The organism is Suipraeoptans intestinalis, assembly GCF_034091795.1.
GTDB classification, from domain to species: Bacteria; Bacillota; Clostridia; order Lachnospirales; family Lachnospiraceae; genus Suipraeoptans; species Suipraeoptans intestinalis.
In genome coordinates this window covers 1-14,448 of record NZ_JAXFXH010000008.1, presented here as the reverse complement: position 1 = coordinate 14,448, position 14,448 = coordinate 1, and the positions used below count along the sequence as shown (strand labels likewise).

General features: G+C 49.7%; 13 protein-coding genes and 1 riboswitch. Of the genes, 3 read left to right on the top strand and 10 right to left on the bottom strand.

The window, feature by feature from the left end; genetic code table 11:
* The first annotated feature begins 5 nt into the window (after positions 1-5).
* A complete protein-coding gene (locus SOW26_RS02565; protein ID WP_276959992.1) occupies positions 6-428 on the top strand; it encodes a bacteriohemerythrin in 423 nt (140 codons plus the stop codon).
* A 181-nt stretch (positions 429-609) separates the two neighbouring features.
* Here the strand turns inward: SOW26_RS02565 and mutY are convergent, their stop codons facing one another.
* The 7 genes from mutY to SOW26_RS02530 all read right to left on the bottom strand — a co-directional run bounded on the left by mutY (position 610) and on the right by SOW26_RS02530 (position 7,013).
* On the bottom strand, positions 610-2,346 hold the full coding sequence (mutY, locus tag SOW26_RS02560) for an A/G-specific adenine glycosylase (RefSeq protein ID WP_276960118.1): 1,737 nt from the start codon (positions 2,344-2,346) through the stop codon (positions 610-612).
* A gap of 1 nt (position 2,347) precedes the next feature.
* On the bottom strand, positions 2,348-3,094 hold the full coding sequence (locus tag SOW26_RS02555; RefSeq protein ID WP_276960119.1) for an amino acid ABC transporter ATP-binding protein: 747 nt from the start codon (positions 3,092-3,094) through the stop codon (positions 2,348-2,350).
* On the bottom strand, positions 3,084-3,776 hold the full coding sequence (locus tag SOW26_RS02550) for an amino acid ABC transporter permease (RefSeq protein ID WP_154477987.1): 693 nt from the start codon (positions 3,774-3,776) through the stop codon (positions 3,084-3,086). The genes SOW26_RS02555 and SOW26_RS02550 overlap by 11 nt, the downstream gene beginning before the upstream one ends.
* 43 nt (positions 3,777-3,819) lie before the next feature.
* Positions 3,820-4,581: a basic amino acid ABC transporter substrate-binding protein gene (locus SOW26_RS02545; protein ID WP_276960120.1), complete on the bottom strand. Its 762-nt coding sequence runs from the start codon at positions 4,579-4,581 to the stop codon at positions 3,820-3,822.
* A gap of 209 nt (positions 4,582-4,790) precedes the next feature.
* Complete coding sequence (locus SOW26_RS02540) at positions 4,791-5,618, bottom strand: undecaprenyl-diphosphate phosphatase (RefSeq protein WP_154477983.1); 828 nt, start codon at positions 5,616-5,618, stop codon at positions 4,791-4,793.
* Positions 5,619-5,632: 14 nt separating this feature from the next.
* The gene (locus SOW26_RS02535; protein WP_320651833.1) at positions 5,633-6,460 is read right to left on the bottom strand and encodes a Cof-type HAD-IIB family hydrolase; all 828 of its coding nucleotides are present in this window, start codon (positions 6,458-6,460) and stop codon (positions 5,633-5,635) included.
* Positions 6,450-7,013 carry a hypothetical protein gene (locus SOW26_RS02530; protein ID WP_154477979.1) on the bottom strand — a complete coding sequence of 188 codons (564 nt, stop codon included), beginning with the start codon at positions 7,011-7,013 and terminating at the stop codon, positions 6,450-6,452. Before SOW26_RS02530 ends, SOW26_RS02535 begins: the two co-directional genes overlap by 11 nt.
* A gap of 131 nt (positions 7,014-7,144) precedes the next feature.
* Between SOW26_RS02530 and SOW26_RS02525 the strand changes: the two genes are divergently transcribed.
* Positions 7,145-8,221 (top strand): cell wall hydrolase, encoded by a 1,077-nt coding sequence (locus tag SOW26_RS02525; RefSeq protein WP_276960122.1) that lies wholly within the window; start codon positions 7,145-7,147, stop codon positions 8,219-8,221.
* A 67-nt stretch (positions 8,222-8,288) separates the two neighbouring features.
* Here SOW26_RS02525 and adhE read toward each other — a convergent pair whose 3' ends face one another.
* Complete coding sequence (gene adhE / locus SOW26_RS02520; RefSeq protein WP_320651832.1) at positions 8,289-10,904, bottom strand: bifunctional acetaldehyde-CoA/alcohol dehydrogenase; 2,616 nt, start codon at positions 10,902-10,904, stop codon at positions 8,289-8,291.
* Between the two features lie 227 nt (positions 10,905-11,131).
* A complete protein-coding gene (locus SOW26_RS02515) occupies positions 11,132-11,812 on the bottom strand; it encodes an energy-coupled thiamine transporter ThiT (protein ID WP_276959234.1) in 681 nt (226 codons plus the stop codon).
* A 42-nt stretch (positions 11,813-11,854) separates the two neighbouring features.
* Positions 11,855-11,958, bottom strand: a riboswitch (TPP riboswitch).
* A gap of 245 nt (positions 11,959-12,203) precedes the next feature.
* Between SOW26_RS02515 and SOW26_RS02510 the strand changes: the two genes are divergently transcribed.
* Complete coding sequence (locus SOW26_RS02510; protein ID WP_276960135.1) at positions 12,204-13,388, top strand: iron-containing alcohol dehydrogenase; 1,185 nt, start codon at positions 12,204-12,206, stop codon at positions 13,386-13,388.
* Between the two features lie 134 nt (positions 13,389-13,522).
* On the opposite strand, the gene SOW26_RS02505 is transcribed toward SOW26_RS02510, so the two are convergent.
* A complete protein-coding gene (locus SOW26_RS02505; protein ID WP_276959896.1) occupies positions 13,523-14,386 on the bottom strand; it encodes a DMT family transporter in 864 nt (287 codons plus the stop codon).
* Positions 14,387-14,448 lie beyond the last annotated feature (62 nt).

The window sequence follows — 14,448 nt, the reverse complement described above, 5'->3', positions numbered from 1 at the left end:
CTTTTATGTATGCAGAATTTAGTGAAAACCTCGTAACCGGAAATGAAATGATCGACACCCAGCACGAAGAGCTGATCGGCAGGATGAACAAGCTTCTGGAAAGCTGTGAGCTTGGAAATGAAAAGGCGGTGGCTGTCCGTACCCTGGATTATCTGGCCGACTACACCGATTTCCATTTTTCCGCGGAAGAGCAGCTTCAAAGAGAGATCGACTACCCCGGTATCGAAAAGCATCTGGCTCAGCATGCCATCTTTAAGGAGACCATCAAGGATCTGGATCAGATGCTGGCGGAAGAGGAAGGCCCCTCCAACGCATTTGTAGAGAAGGTCAAAGAAAATGTGATCCAGTGGTTCTATACCCATATTGAGGGCTTTGACCGTTCCGTTGCCGAATACAAATTTATGCGCGAGAACAACGAACGCCTGTAAGCCGAAAAAGCTTATGCCGGACAGGTCGGATGCTGCAGCATCCGACCTGTCCGGCTCTTACCATTTAAAAAAGGAGATCCATTCCGTTCTGAAACAACTGGATGGATCTCCTTTTGCGTCACAATCATCCACCCATCGACGGGTGTCACGCAATTTTCCGGATCGTATTTGAAACCTCTCTCTATTTGATTCCCGCATACCTGGTATATGCGTCAAAGGCCGATGGGATGGCATATTCTTTTGCGATATGTTTTCTATTCACAAAAAGAAAGCCCTCCGTATTAGTTTTTTCCAGATCATCCACCAGAACCTCATATCCGATCATCTCCCATTCCACATGGCTGAATATGTGTCTGGCTTCCGGAAGCCTGCGGATGCGTACCGGCATCAGTCCTCTGGCCTTACAGTATTCCAGCGCCTCTTCCTGTGTCAGATGCCCCAAAGCATTGGGAAACTCATACAAGCCTGCCAGCAGCCCTTTCCCTTCTCTCTTTTGGATGGCCACTCTGTCCTCCTCCCTGAACAGAAATACCGTTTTTTCTTCTACCCTTCTTTTTTTCTCTTTTTTCTTAAGCGGCAGGCGATCCAAAAGATCTCTCTTTCTTCCCAGGCATTGTTCCTGCAGCGGACAGTCCGCGCATTTAGGAGTTCCCACAGGCAGGCAGACCAGCGCGCCGATCTCTATCAGTCCCTGGCCAAATGCACTGGCTCTTCCCTTTGGTATCACATCCTCCAGAAGCTGTTCGATCTTCTTTTTCACTCCCGGATTTCCAATATCCTCTTCCATTGCCAGGTACCGGGTGATGACTCGCAGCACGTTGCCATCTACCGCCGGCTTTGCTATCCCGTAAGCAAACGCACTGATCGCCCCTGCCGTATAGGTGCCGATCCCTTTCAGCTTCCGAATCTCCTCGTAGGAGGAGGGGAAACTCCCGCCATGATCCTCCATGATGGTCCTGGCCGCCGTCTGCATATTTCGGACACGGTTGTAGTAGCCCAGGCCTTCCCATAGCTTTAAAAGAGTGTCCTCCTCTGCCTTTGCCAGAGAAGCTACCGACGGAAGCTCTTCCATAAACCGTTCATAATAACGCTTGACAGCTTCCACCCGGGTCTGCTGCAGCATGATCTCCGATACCCAGACTCCATAAGGCTCCGGCTTTCTCCTCCAGGGCAGATCCCGCTTATGCGCCTCGTACCAGTCTGCCACCGGCTCCGCCATGTCGTACAAGAGCGAAACCGTTTCTACCACCGGGATTTCCTGCCTCAGAAAAATACTGTCTTTTGTAACCTCACAGTCATATGCCAGGATCCGGACTCCCGCCTCTTTGGATTCCAGCAATGTCCTTGCAAACTCCGGGTGTGTTTCGACGTTAGGGATGAGATACTCTACCCCCTTCATCTGTACCACAAAAAAGAGGTATGCTTCATACCCCTCTTTTACCGCACGCTGAAGTTCTTTCATATGCTTGATGGCTCTTTGGCTGGGTGCATCGGGAAACAGGACTCTTCCTGATTCCTCCAGTGTCACGCCCTTGACTTCGATCAGAATCCTTTTTTCGGGCGTCTCTACATAGAGGTCTATCCGGGATTCCCCATAAGAATATTCTCTTTGCACCTTTGTTTTATCCGGAAACAGGTGTCCGGCGTCTATCCATTCCTCTACGACCCGATTGGGTATCTGAGAGTCCATGTTGATCAGCCGCTTTCCCTTTTTTACTGCGATCAGATCCCACTGTGTCCGGCGCCCCGGATGATCCGCATGTTCCAGATAGACCTCTGCGCCCTCCGGCAAAAGTTCCCGGCATCTCCCTGTATTCTTTACATGGACGGTCTCTACCTTCCCATTCAGCTCTACCTGTGCCACAAAGCGGTTGGGACGGTGTAAAAACCTGCCCTTTCTTACTTCCTGATATCTCATATTACAACACTTTCGATAGAAATTCCTGCAGCCTTTCATCCCTGGGATTTTCAAAAAACTCCTTGGGCTTCCCCTGCTCCTTGATCTTTCCTTCATCCATAAAGATCACTCTGGTCGCCACTTCCTTTGCAAATCCCATCTCATGCGTGACTACCACCATAGTCATGCCGTCTTTTGCCAGACGCTTCATCAGCTCCAGCACTTCTCCCACCATTTCGGGATCCAGCGCCGATGTAGGCTCGTCAAACAGCATCACTTCCGGCTCCATTGCCAATGCCCGCACAATAGCGATCCTCTGCTTCTGTCCGCCTGACAGTTGGGAAGGATAAACGCCTGCTTTTTCCTCCAGACCTACCAGCTGCAGCAGCTTTTTGGCTTCCTCTTCCGCCTCCTGCCTGCTCTTTCCCAAAAGCTTCATGGGAGCCAGGGTGATATTTTCCAAAATGGTCTTATGAGGGAAGAGGTTAAAATGCTGGAATACCATTCCCATCTTCTGCCGGTGTCGGTTGATATCCACCTTTTTATCTGTGATATCCACCCCTTCAAAATATACATGCCCGCTGGAAGGGATCTCCAACAGATTCAATGATCGCAGAAAGGTGGATTTTCCGGAACCGGAAGGTCCCACTACCACTACCACTTCTCCTTTTTTGATCTCCTCCGATACGTTATCCAGCGCGTACATCTTCCCGAACTGCTTCTGGAGGCCTTCTACCCGGATCAATACTTCTCCCGTTTTAGTGGTCACTGCTCCTCAGCCTCCTTTCCAGCATATTTACCAGTTTTGTAAAGACTACTACCATGATCAGGTAGATCGCCGCCACCGCCAGTAGCGGCATAAATGCGTCATAGGTCCTGCTTCGGATAATGTCTCCGCTCTTGGTCAGATCCTGTAGCGCAATATAGCCTGCCACAGAAGTTTCTTTTAGCAACACGATAAACTCATTTCCAAGAGCCGGCAGGACGTTTTTAAAAGCCTGCGGCATAATGATATGCACCATCGTCTGTCCATAGGTAAATCCAAGACTTCTTCCGGCTTCAAACTGTCCCTTGTCAATGGACATGATCCCGGAGCGGAAGATCTCCGCCACATAAGCTCCGGAATTGAGCCCGAAAGCCATGACCGCCACCACGACCTTATTGATATCCGCGCTTCCAAAGATCACAAAATAGATGATCAAAAGCTGTACGACCACAGGTGTTCCGCGAATGACCGTCAGGTAGATCCTGCAAAAGAAATCCAGGATCTTAAGCTTGCCCGTCTGCTCGCTGGTGGAGCGGATCGCCGCCACCAGAAATCCCAGAACGATTCCGATCAGCACTGCAAAAAATGTCACTTTCAAAGTCACAAGCAGCCCGTCCACCACATACTTCCAGCGCTCATCGCTGATAAAATTCAGATAAATTCTTTCTTGTAATGCTTCCCACATATGCTATCCTTTACTTTCTCCGGCTCTTCAGAAGAGCCGCCTTCTACTGCGCCGTAATGTATTTGGCAATGATCTCGTCCAGCTTGCCGGATTCCTTCAGTTCCTTCAATGCCTCGTTGATCTTATCTTTCAATTCTGTATTGTCCTTTGCCACGATGATGGCATATTCTTCTTCTGTGAAAGCCTCGTCCAGAATCTTCAGGTCAGACATATCTGCGATCAGTTCTTTCGCCGGCTGGCCATCGATCACCACGGCGTCAATCTTGCCCTGGGACAGCGCCTGCACAGCCTCAAAGCCTTTGTTGTAACGCTCTACTTCCGCATCCTTGATGTCTCCTGCATAAATATCGCCCGTCGTTCCCAGCTGTACTCCTACTTTTTTGCCTTCCAGATCGTCGGGGCCTGCGATCGCGCTATCTGTTTTTACGATGATCACCTGGCTCGCATGTGCATAGGTGTCGGTAAATGCCACCATTTTTTCCCTTTCCTCATTCACCGTCATTCCTGCCGCACCAAAATCTGCCTTTCCGCCGGAAACTGCCGCTATGATGGAGTCAAACGCCATATCCTCGATCTTCAGTTCCATGCCCAGCTTTTCTGCTACCGCCTCTGCGATCTCTGCATCAATTCCTACGATCTTGTCTCCGTCATGATATTCATAGGGAGGAAACTCTGCGTTGGTCGCCATCACCAGTACCTTATCATCCTGCGTATCCTTTTTTGTCTCCTTCTTGCTGCCACATGCCGCCAATGCCAGAACGCTGACTGCCACCAATCCGATACTTACAAACTTTTTCATCTTCATCCCAACTTCCTCCTTGCATAAAAAACACCTTTTGTTGCATAAAAATTAATTTATTTTAGGATTATATCACATTTTCTTATAAAATCAATAGTTTTATTCATCTTTTTTGAAATTTTATTCATTTTTATTCAACATTCCCTGATCTGCCGTCTTCGATGTTTTTTCTTTGTTTCTTTCGCTGTATTTTCCCTGTCAATGGCAAGAAACGCCTAGCCTGCGATCAACTGGATCACACCGGCGATCAGCACCAGACCTCCCAGTACGATGCGATAGTAGCCAAACACCTGGAAATCATGCTTTTTAATATACTTCATCAGGAACCGGATCGCCACGATGGAGACGCCAAAGGATACCAAGCATCCCAAAAACAAAAGCCCCAGCTCTTTTCCTGTAAAATGCAGTCCAAACTTCAACAGCTTTACCAGACTGGCTCCTGCCATCGCCGGAATGGCAAGGAAGAAGGTAAACTCTGCCGCCACGCTTCTGGAAATTCCGATCAAAAGCGCTCCCACAATGGTTGCTCCCGATCTGGAGGTTCCCGGGATCAACGCCAGCATCTGAAACAGTCCGATCCACAGAAGCATCGGTACCGTAAGTCCCGAAATCTTCGTTACCGCCGGCTGTTTTCCCTGATTTTTACGCTCGATAAAAATGAACAAGGCTCCGTAAAGGATCAGCATGATCGCCACCGGTATTTTCTTATAGAAGAGTTGATCCAGTACGTCATTGAACAGAACCCCTACGATCCCCGCCGGAATGGAGGCGATCAGCACCTTGATCCACATCTGCCAGGTCAAAAGTTTTTGCCGCTCCGTCTTGGCAGGCGCAAAAGGATTCAGCTTGTGAAAATACAGAACCACTACTGCCAAAATGGCTCCCAGCTGGATGACAACATCAAACAGCTCCATAAACTTTGTGCTGACTCCCGGCTTCAAAACATCTCCCACCAGGATCAGATGCCCTGTGCTGCTCACCGGCAGCCATTCTGTAATCCCTTCTACAATGCCCAAAATGATCACTTTTATAACATCCAACATGTTCTTCCCCTCCACTATAATACATACTGCTGCAAAAACTTTCCGATTCCGTCTTCATCGTTGCTTCCTGCCAGATAGTCCGCCTCTTCTTTTACCTCCGGCAGCCCGTTTCCCATTGCGACGCCCATCCCGGCCAGACGGAGCATCCCTCTGTCATTGTCTCCGTCTCCAAACACCATCAAAGCTTCTACCGGAATCTGAAGCCGGTTCGCCAGCCACAAAAGCCCCTGCCCTTTATCTACGCCTCTGGCATTGATCTCCAGATTGTTGGAAAGGGAGCCTGTTACCTCTACTTCCTGCCAGCCACACAACACTCGCCGCGCCTCTTCTTTGTCTTCTCTGCTCCGAAAAAGCGCCTGCACCTTGTCCACTCCCCGGTTTTGCTGCTCCAGGTATGTTTCCACATCCTCCACAGTCTGCCTGGTCTTTACAATGTACTGCGCCATGGGCTTATCTTCCATATAATGGGTGATCCTTTCCAGATCCTCTTTTTTTGCATAACCCATACCGTCGAAATAGACCTCCCGCAGCGTATCATATGTTCCAAACAGCTTCAGGATGCGCTTTGCCAGCTTTGCCTCCACCAGCTTTTCATATAAGGTGTTTCCGGAAACAAGATCCACGATCCTGCTGCCGTTTGCCGTCACCGCATACTGTAAGCCCGGAAATTCCTTTAATTCCTGCGGGATCCCTCCCAGCGGTCTTCCCGTAGCAAGCACCACACGGATTCCCTGATCCACAGCCTGCTTCAATGTGTCCGCCGTAAGACTTGTCAGCTGCTTTTGCGAATTCAACAGGGTACCGTCCAGATCCAGACCGATCATCTGCACATTAAGCTTCATATAAGGCCAATTCCTTTCTGTCTCTTATGAATATCATTTCCTGCTGCGTCATCTTTTCCCGGCTGTGGAAATAGGCTCTCCTGCTATGCTCCCGGATCCCTTCTACCGCTGCCGTATGAGAAAAAGGTGCAAACAGCAACGTATCCTTTGCCGGAAACAGCACCAGCAGGTCATCCTCCAGCTTTTCTGCACAGGTTTCCCAGATGTGCCGGAAGCAAAGGGCGCTTCCCTCATGGATCCCGTCTGCCAGGATGGAAAATCCACCGTACATGGTATTGGCGATCACAAATTCCACATCCCGTGCCAGATTTTCACAGGATCTTCCGTACAGCTCCTCCACCGTAACATCCGATGGGATCTGCTCCTCCTTCAGTATCCGGTACTTCTCTTCCTGCGTGTCCACAAGCAGGATCTCCAGTTCTCCTATGAAGGAGATCACCGGAATCTCTTTGATAGAAAACCTCCTTCCGTTTTCCAGCAGCTTATCTCTTCTTCCCTTTCTGACCCAGGGGTGGATCCTGTCTGTCTTTATGGCTGTATCGCTTCCCTCCATGGTATCTGTCCTTCCCTTCTTCCCTTGCGGAACATTTCTTGCATCTATGTACTATAGTAACAAAATTTGCTTTATAAAGCAATTTGTTGTATAATAGTTTCGCATTCTATAAATTCAGAAAGGATGGCTATATGATTAAATCAAAGAAAACAAGAGTGTTACCGCTTGCTTTATCCCTGGCTGTTGCCTGTCTGTCTGTCGTTTCCGGTACTCCGGTGGTTCAGGCAGAACCGTCTTCCAGCCAGCTGGAGAGCCAGACTTCCGACCTGCAGAATCAGTTGGATGATCTGAATGGACAATTGTCCTCTCTGGCAACCCAGTTGGACAGCACCTCTTCTTCTGTAGAAGAGCTGGCTGCCCAGGTAGAAAAGTCCAAGCTGGATCTGGCTGCCGCCCGGTTGAACGAATCTTTGCAGTATGATGCGATGAAAGACCGCATCAAATTCATCTACGAAGGCGGCAACGTATCCTTACTCCAGATCCTGTTTTCTTCCGAAAACATGTCCGACTTCCTCAACAAGGCAGAGTATGTCAGCTCCATCAGCGAGTACGACCGGGATATGTTAAAGGAATTAAAAGCAGTGCGGGATACCGTTCAGAAAAAACAAGAAGAGCTGGAAAGACGCCAGAAGGATCTGACTGTCCTGCAGGAAGATCTGAAAGCCAAAAGAGAGGCCCTGACCTCCCAGATCTCTTCCACCTCCACGGAGCTTAGTGATTACCAGGCGCAGTTGGAACGTGCAAAGGCAGCGGAAGCAGCTTTGCAGGCGGCGAAGGACCGGGAAAAGGTCGCACAGATCCAGGTACCGGCAAGCAGCCAGCCGGCCGCTGACGTCGTTTCCACAGTGGAGCCCATGCCTTATCCGGACACCAGTGATCTGGTTCTGTTCGCAGCGATCCTGGAGGCAGAGGCAGGCGGAAGCGCCGATGGACTTCTCGCCGTTGCTACCGTGATCATGAACCGTGTCAGCAGCCCCAGATTTCCCAACACACTGTCGGAGGTGATCTACCAGAGCGGACAGTTTGCCCCCACCTGGGACGGCAATCTGCAGCGTATACTGGCCAAAGGCCCCTCTGCTCTGGCTTATTCCACAGCTCAGGCGGCTTTAGCCGGGCAGCGGCATTCCGCCGTAGCCAACTGCTATTTCTTCCATGCGGCGTGGACCGGAAAGGAAGGCGTCAATGTAGGCGGCAACGTATTTTGGTAAAAATTGCATATTGAAAAGGCGCTGCCCATTCTTTCAAGCAATGGGCAACGCCTTTCTTTTTTCCTCTTTATTTTCCGTAGTAGCACTTCAGGTAGATCTCCTTGATCTCCCGGAACAACGGATACCTTGGATTGGCGCCTGTACACTGATCGTCAAACGCCTGCTCTACCATTTCATCCAGCGTTTCCAGGAAATAGCTCTCGTCTACTCCATATTCCCGGATGGTCTTTTTGATTCCGATCCTTTCTTTCAGATCCTCCAGCTTTGCGATAAACGCCTCCAGAACCTCTTCCTCTGTATTTCCGACACAGCCGACAAATCTTCCCAGTTCTGCATACCTTGCCCGTGCGTGAGGATATTCATACTGAGAGAAGGTTCCCATCTTCGCAGGAACTTCCGCCGCATTGTAGCGGATCACCTCTGTCAGCAACAGCGCATTGGCGATTCCGTGAGGAATATGATGGAAGGCTCCCAGCTTGTGAGCCATAGAATGGTTGACCCCCAGGAACGCGTTGGCAAAAGCCATTCCTGCCATACAGGATGCGTTTGCCATCTTCTCTCTGGCTGCCGGATCCTTTGCTCCGTTGGCGTAGGCAGAAGGAAGATTTTCAAATACCATTTTCACGGCTTTCATGGCAAGTCCGTCCGTATAGTCGGTTGCCAGGATGGACACATAAGCCTCGATGGCATGGGTCATAACATCGATTCCCGACGCGCTGGTCAGACCTTTGGGCTGCTCCATCATATTATCTACATCTACGATAGCCATGTTCGGCAAAAGCTCATAATCTGCGATAGGCCATTTCACTCCGGTCTCTGCATCTGTAATGATGGCAAAAGGCGTTACCTCAGAACCGGTTCCGGAGGAAGTGGGGATAGCCACAAAGTACGCTTTTTCTCCCATCTTCGGGAAGGTATAGACCCTCTTTCGGATGTCCATGAAGTCCATTGCCATATCTTCAAACTTTGCCTCCGGATGCTCGTACATCAGCCACATGATCTTGGCTGCGTCCATAGCAGAGCCTCCTCCCACCGCAATAATGGTGTCCGGCTCAAAGGCTGCCATCTGTCTGGTTCCTTCCCTTGCACACTGCAGCGTGGGATCCGGAGCCACCTCATAAAAGCAGGCGTGCTGGATTCCCATTTCATCCAGTTTCTCCTCCACGGGTTTTACATAACCGTTTTTGTACAGAAAGCTGTCTGTTACGATAAAGGCCTTCTTCTTTTTCATCACCGTTCCCAGTTCATCCAAGGCCACCGGCATACAGCCCTTTTTAAAGTAAACCTTTTCAGGTGTTCTAAACCACAGCATGTTCTCTCTCCTTTCAGCCACCGTTTTCACATTGATCAAATGCCTTACTCCCACGTTTTCTGAAACGGAGTTTCCTCCCCAGGAACCGCAGCCCAGTGTCAGGGAAGGAGCCAGTTTGAAGTTGTACAGATCCCCGATCCCACCATGAGCGGACGGGGTATTGATCAGGATCCTGCAGGTTTTCATGGCCTGTGCATGCTGTCTGATCTTTTCTGTCTCTGACGGATGTACATAGAGGGAGGCCGTGTGTCCGTATCCTCCGTCAGCCACCAGTCTTTCCGCCTTTTTCAAAGCCTCCTGGAAATCCTTTGCATGATACATTGCCAGCACCGGAGACAGCTTTTCATGTGCAAACTCTTCTGAAATATCCACCGATTCTACTTCTCCGATCAGGATCTTGGTATCTTCCGGAACCTGGATTCCTGCCAGGCAGGCGATCTCATATGCGGATTTTCCGGGGATCTTTCCATTCAATGCCCCGTTGATCAGGATGGTTTTTCTGACCTTATCCAGCTCTGTCTTTTTATCCAGGAAGTAACAGCCTCTGTAGGCAAACTCTTTTTTTACTTCCTCATAAACGCTGTCCAAAACGGTAACGGACTGTTCGGATGCGCAGATCATTCCATTGTCAAAGGTTTTGGAATGGATGATCGAGCTGACTGCCATCTTAATATCTGCCGTTTCATCTATGACCACCGGCGTGTTTCCGGGGCCTACTCCCAAAGCCGGTTTTCCTGAAGAATAGGCGGCTTTCACCATCCCCGGTCCACCTGTTGCCAGGATAATATCCGCCTCTCTCATAACTGTGTTGGTCAGCTCCAGAGAGGGTACGTCGATCCAGCCGATGATCCCCTCCGGCGCCCCCGCTTTCACTGCCGCCTCCAGCACAATCCTGGCCGCTTCTATCGTACAGTTTTTTGCAGAAGGATGGGGACTGATAATGATCGCATTTCTCGTCTTCAAGCACAGCAGTGTTTTAAAAATAGCCGTTGATGTCGGATTGGTCGTAGGGATCACTGCCGCTACCAGACCAATGGGCTCTGCAATCTTTTTGATCCCATAGGCCGGATCTTCCTCGATCACACCGCAGGTTTTTGTATGACGGTAAGCGTTGTAGATGTACTCCGCCGCATAGTGGTTCTTGATTACTTTGTCTTCCACGATGCCTCTTCCCGTTTCCTCTACCGCCTGCTTTGCCAGCACGATCCTGTTTTTATTGGCCGCCATTGCCGCCTCAAAAAAGATCTTGTCTACCTGCTCCTGCGTATAAGTGGCAAATATCTCCTGAGCCTTGCGCAGTTCTTTCATTTTTGCTTCCAAACTTTCCACACTATCTACCAATTGCTGTATTGCTTCCTTTTTCTTTGCCATCTTTTCTTCCTCCTGTGTGCTGGGTTTTTCCTTCTGTCACACAGGATACCTTATCGTTAATTATTTGTCAATAGAAATAGTTAATTTTTTAACATTTATTTCCAATCCCTGTTTGTTGCCGCACATACTTATGGCGCAACAGCCTGTTCGTCTGTTACGCCATAAAAAATTTCTTTCTTCCATTTGCCACTTTCTGACCGGCCTGACCGTTTCCCCAACGGATCGGATCACATTGCTTCCCCTTCTCCCCTTGCGATCCGGCTGACTCTCTCCAGCGCATTTTTCAGCGCCGGGATCTGCAGGACCAGAATCGTCAGAACGCCTTCTGCCAGCAGGAATCCGTAATTATAGACAAAGGGATAGACTGCCGCCAGCACCTTGGGGAAATTCTCCGGCATATAAGACATCCAGAACAGATAGCCTCCCAGTACGTGAAAGGCTCCTCTTGCGATCACGGCAACCACATAGCCTTTTAAAAGACCGTTTTTCTGTTTGAGAAACAGTCCTCCCAGGCCAAGCGCTGCAAATGCCAGCAGATAATCACAGCACACCTGGAAAAAGGAAAGCACATAAGGCTCCTGGATGAATTGCAGGATCCCATAGACAAATCCCGCCATCACTCCCACTTTGGGGCCGTACCAATATCCGATCAGCACCACAAACAGCATACTGAACAGGGTCACTCCCCCTCCGTAGGGCATGCGAAACAGCTGAATGTAGGAGGTCAGATACGCCAGAGCCAGCGCCATGCCGCAGAAGGTCAGCTGCTTTACATGCATCCTGTCCTCCTTTGCCCTGCCGCCTGCCAGGTAGCCTGCCACAAAGAAAATCACGACAGCAATGGCAATGGTGACCCCGTATCCCGCCGTCGTCAGGCCTCCATCCTTCGTTACCATAAATGAAAACATAAAAAATCCCCCTTTTCCTTTGGGGGCTGCCATGCTTAAGAATCCTTCTCATCTCAGCTTCCTTACGCCGGTATTATCCGGTTCAAGTCTTGAGGGTTAGTCGTCCCTGGACAACATTCTCAGCAAAAGCACCCCTAGCTTTTTCTTTCCCCTCCATTATAAGAAAGCCTTCTGTTTTTGTCAAATCCACTCTTTCATTGCATCCAACATGAAATCCAACATCTTCTTTTTGCAGATTTCCTTTCACTTTTACAAACGGTTTCCGATTTTCGATTGTATGGAACTTCGTATACCCTCCTCCCCCGGAAGTTGCGGGCTTCTATTGAAAAAGCCTTTTTTCTGGATTACAATAAGTAGCATAACCATTCAGATGTACAAAAAGGAGGATCCTATGGAAAATTTTACTTATAACACACCTACCCTGGTCCGCTTTGGAAGAGATGCCGAATCTGAAACAGGCGATCTTGTCCTTCAGCAACACTGTAAAAAAGTGCTGATCCATTACGGCGGGAACAGTGCAGTTCGTTCCGGTCTTTTGGCAAAGGTAGAGGCTTCCCTGACGGAAAAAGGGATCGAGCATCTGTCTCTTGGAGGTGTCGTTCCCAATCCTCGCCTTTCCAAGGTACAGGAAGGGATTGATCTTTGCCGAAAAGAGGGGGTTGATTTTATTCTTGCCGTGGGCGGCGGAAGTGTGATCGATTCTGCCAAAGCCATTGCGCTTGGCGTTCCTTATGCAGGAAACGTGTGGGATTTTTATTCCGGTCAGGAGACTGCAAAGACCTGCCTCCCTGTGGGCGCTGTATTGACCATCGCTGCTGCCGGCAGTGAGATGAGCAACTCTTCCGTTATCACCAAGGAGGAGGGCGATCTGAAAAGAGGCTACCGCACCGAGCTTTGCCGCTGTCGGTTTGCTGTCATGAATCCGCAGCTTACCTGCACCCTGCCGGACTATCAGACTCAGAGCGGTTGTGTGGATATCCTGATGCACACCATGGAGCGGTTCTTCGGAGGCGTTCCCACCATGGCGCTGACAGACAGGATCGCGGTTGCTTTGCTGCAGACCGTCATGAAATGTGCAAAGATCCTGAAGCAGGAGCCGGACAATTATGAAGCGCGAGCAGAGGTGATGTGGGCCGGCAGCCTTTCCCACAACGGACTGACCGGCTGCGGAAGTGACGGCGGCGACTGGTCCTCCCATCAGCTGGAGCATGAACTAGGCGGTATGTTTGACGTCGCTCACGGAGCCGGTCTGGCCGCAGTCTGGGGAAGCTGGGCAAGATACGTCCTTCCTTCCGATCCTCAGCGTTTTGCAGCTTTCGCCACGCAGGTTTTTGGCATCGCACCCTCTGGTACTCCTACGGAAACGGCACTGGCCGGAATCGAGGCAATGGAGACCTTTTATCGTAGTGTAGATATGCCAACCTCTATCAAGGAACTGGGTGTGGAGGTTTCGGAGGAGCAGATCCAAATCCTTGCGGACAAGTGCAGCTTCCAGGGCTCCCGCACCATCGGAACCTTCCGTCCGCTGAACAGGGACGATATGGCAGCCATCTACCGCATGGCAAAGGGCGACTAACAACACAGGATGTTTCTGTAAAAACAGGATCCGGAGCTTTCTATTTCCGGATCCTGTCTTTTTTTATGAGAAGTGCTCTTATCTTCTGCAACGCTTCTCTTTTTTTGCCTTTCTTTTTTGCTGCTTTCTTCTTTCTATCTCTTCTCCCTGCCCAGAAAAAACATTCCTGCTGCCGCCGCGCAGATCACTCCATACCCTGCAAAACTTAGCAGGTCGGGCATCTGGCCAAACACAAAAAATCCCAAAAGAGCCGCAAAAATAATCTGAGAGTAGTCGTAAATGGAAATCTCTCTGGCCGGAGCATGACAGTAAGCCGCCGTAATGGAAAACTGTCCGCCTGCCGCCGCCATTCCTGCCAGCAAAAGGATTCCCACCTGTCTTGCAGACATGGGATGAAACTGAAACAGTAAAAAGGGAAGGGTCACCACACAGGAAAAGGCAGAGAAAAAGAACACGATCCTCTCTCCTTTTTCTCCCCTCAGTCCAAGCTTTCTTACCATCGTATAGGCTGCTCCTGCCGCCATTCCTCCCAGCATTCCGATCATGGCAGGAAACAGATTGAGATTGGAGCCTGTCGGCTTGATCACCAAAAGACTTCCCAAAAAGGCTCCGGCGATCAACAGGATCCTTTTGATGTCAATGGATTCTCTCAGCCAGAATACACTGAAGATCACGGCAAAAAAGGGCGATAGCTTATTCAGCATAGAAGCATCTGCCAAAAGAAGATGATCCACCGCATAGTAATTGCAAAGGATCCCTGCCGTCCCGAATCCTGCCCGCAGCAGCATATATCCCAGGTTTTCCCTTCGACACAACCAGGTAGTACGGGATTTTGCCAGCAAGATCGCTGCAAAGATCGCCGCTACAAAATTCCGAAAAAAACTTTTTTGTATCGACGGCAGATCTCCCGACAGCCGGATACAAAGACTCATAATGGCAAAACAAAATGCCGACAGGATAATATAAAGGATTCCCTTATAATATTGCTTTTTTTCCATAATTTCCTTTCCTATCTTACGATTCTTTCAAAGACAGTTCTCTCCCCTGCTTCCACACAGCT

What these genes read in the sequence shown, in the direction of transcription:
- SOW26_RS02565 (WP_276959992.1), top strand. Translation starts at nt 6, where the DNA reads ATGTATGCAGAATTTAGTGAAAACCTCGTAACCGGAAATGAAATGATC.
- mutY (WP_276960118.1), bottom strand. Translation starts at nt 2,346, where the DNA reads ATGAGATATCAGGAAGTAAGAAAGGGCAGGTTTTTACACCGTCCCAAC.
- SOW26_RS02550 (WP_154477987.1), bottom strand. Translation starts at nt 3,776, where the DNA reads ATGTGGGAAGCATTACAAGAAAGAATTTATCTGAATTTTATCAGCGAT.
- SOW26_RS02545 (WP_276960120.1), bottom strand. Translation starts at nt 4,581, where the DNA reads ATGAAGATGAAAAAGTTTGTAAGTATCGGATTGGTGGCAGTCAGCGTT.
- SOW26_RS02540 (WP_154477983.1), bottom strand. Translation starts at nt 5,618, where the DNA reads ATGTTGGATGTTATAAAAGTGATCATTTTGGGCATTGTAGAAGGGATT.
- SOW26_RS02535 (WP_320651833.1), bottom strand. Translation starts at nt 6,460, where the DNA reads ATGAAGCTTAATGTGCAGATGATCGGTCTGGATCTGGACGGTACCCTG.
- SOW26_RS02530 (WP_154477979.1), bottom strand. Translation starts at nt 7,013, where the DNA reads ATGGAGGGAAGCGATACAGCCATAAAGACAGACAGGATCCACCCCTGG.
- SOW26_RS02525 (WP_276960122.1), top strand. Translation starts at nt 7,145, where the DNA reads ATGATTAAATCAAAGAAAACAAGAGTGTTACCGCTTGCTTTATCCCTG.
- adhE (WP_320651832.1), bottom strand. Translation starts at nt 10,904, where the DNA reads ATGGCAAAGAAAAAGGAAGCAATACAGCAATTGGTAGATAGTGTGGAA.
- SOW26_RS02515 (WP_276959234.1), bottom strand. Translation starts at nt 11,812, where the DNA reads ATGTTTTCATTTATGGTAACGAAGGATGGAGGCCTGACGACGGCGGGA.
- SOW26_RS02510 (WP_276960135.1), top strand. Translation starts at nt 12,204, where the DNA reads ATGGAAAATTTTACTTATAACACACCTACCCTGGTCCGCTTTGGAAGA.
- SOW26_RS02505 (WP_276959896.1), bottom strand. Translation starts at nt 14,386, where the DNA reads ATGGAAAAAAAGCAATATTATAAGGGAATCCTTTATATTATCCTGTCG.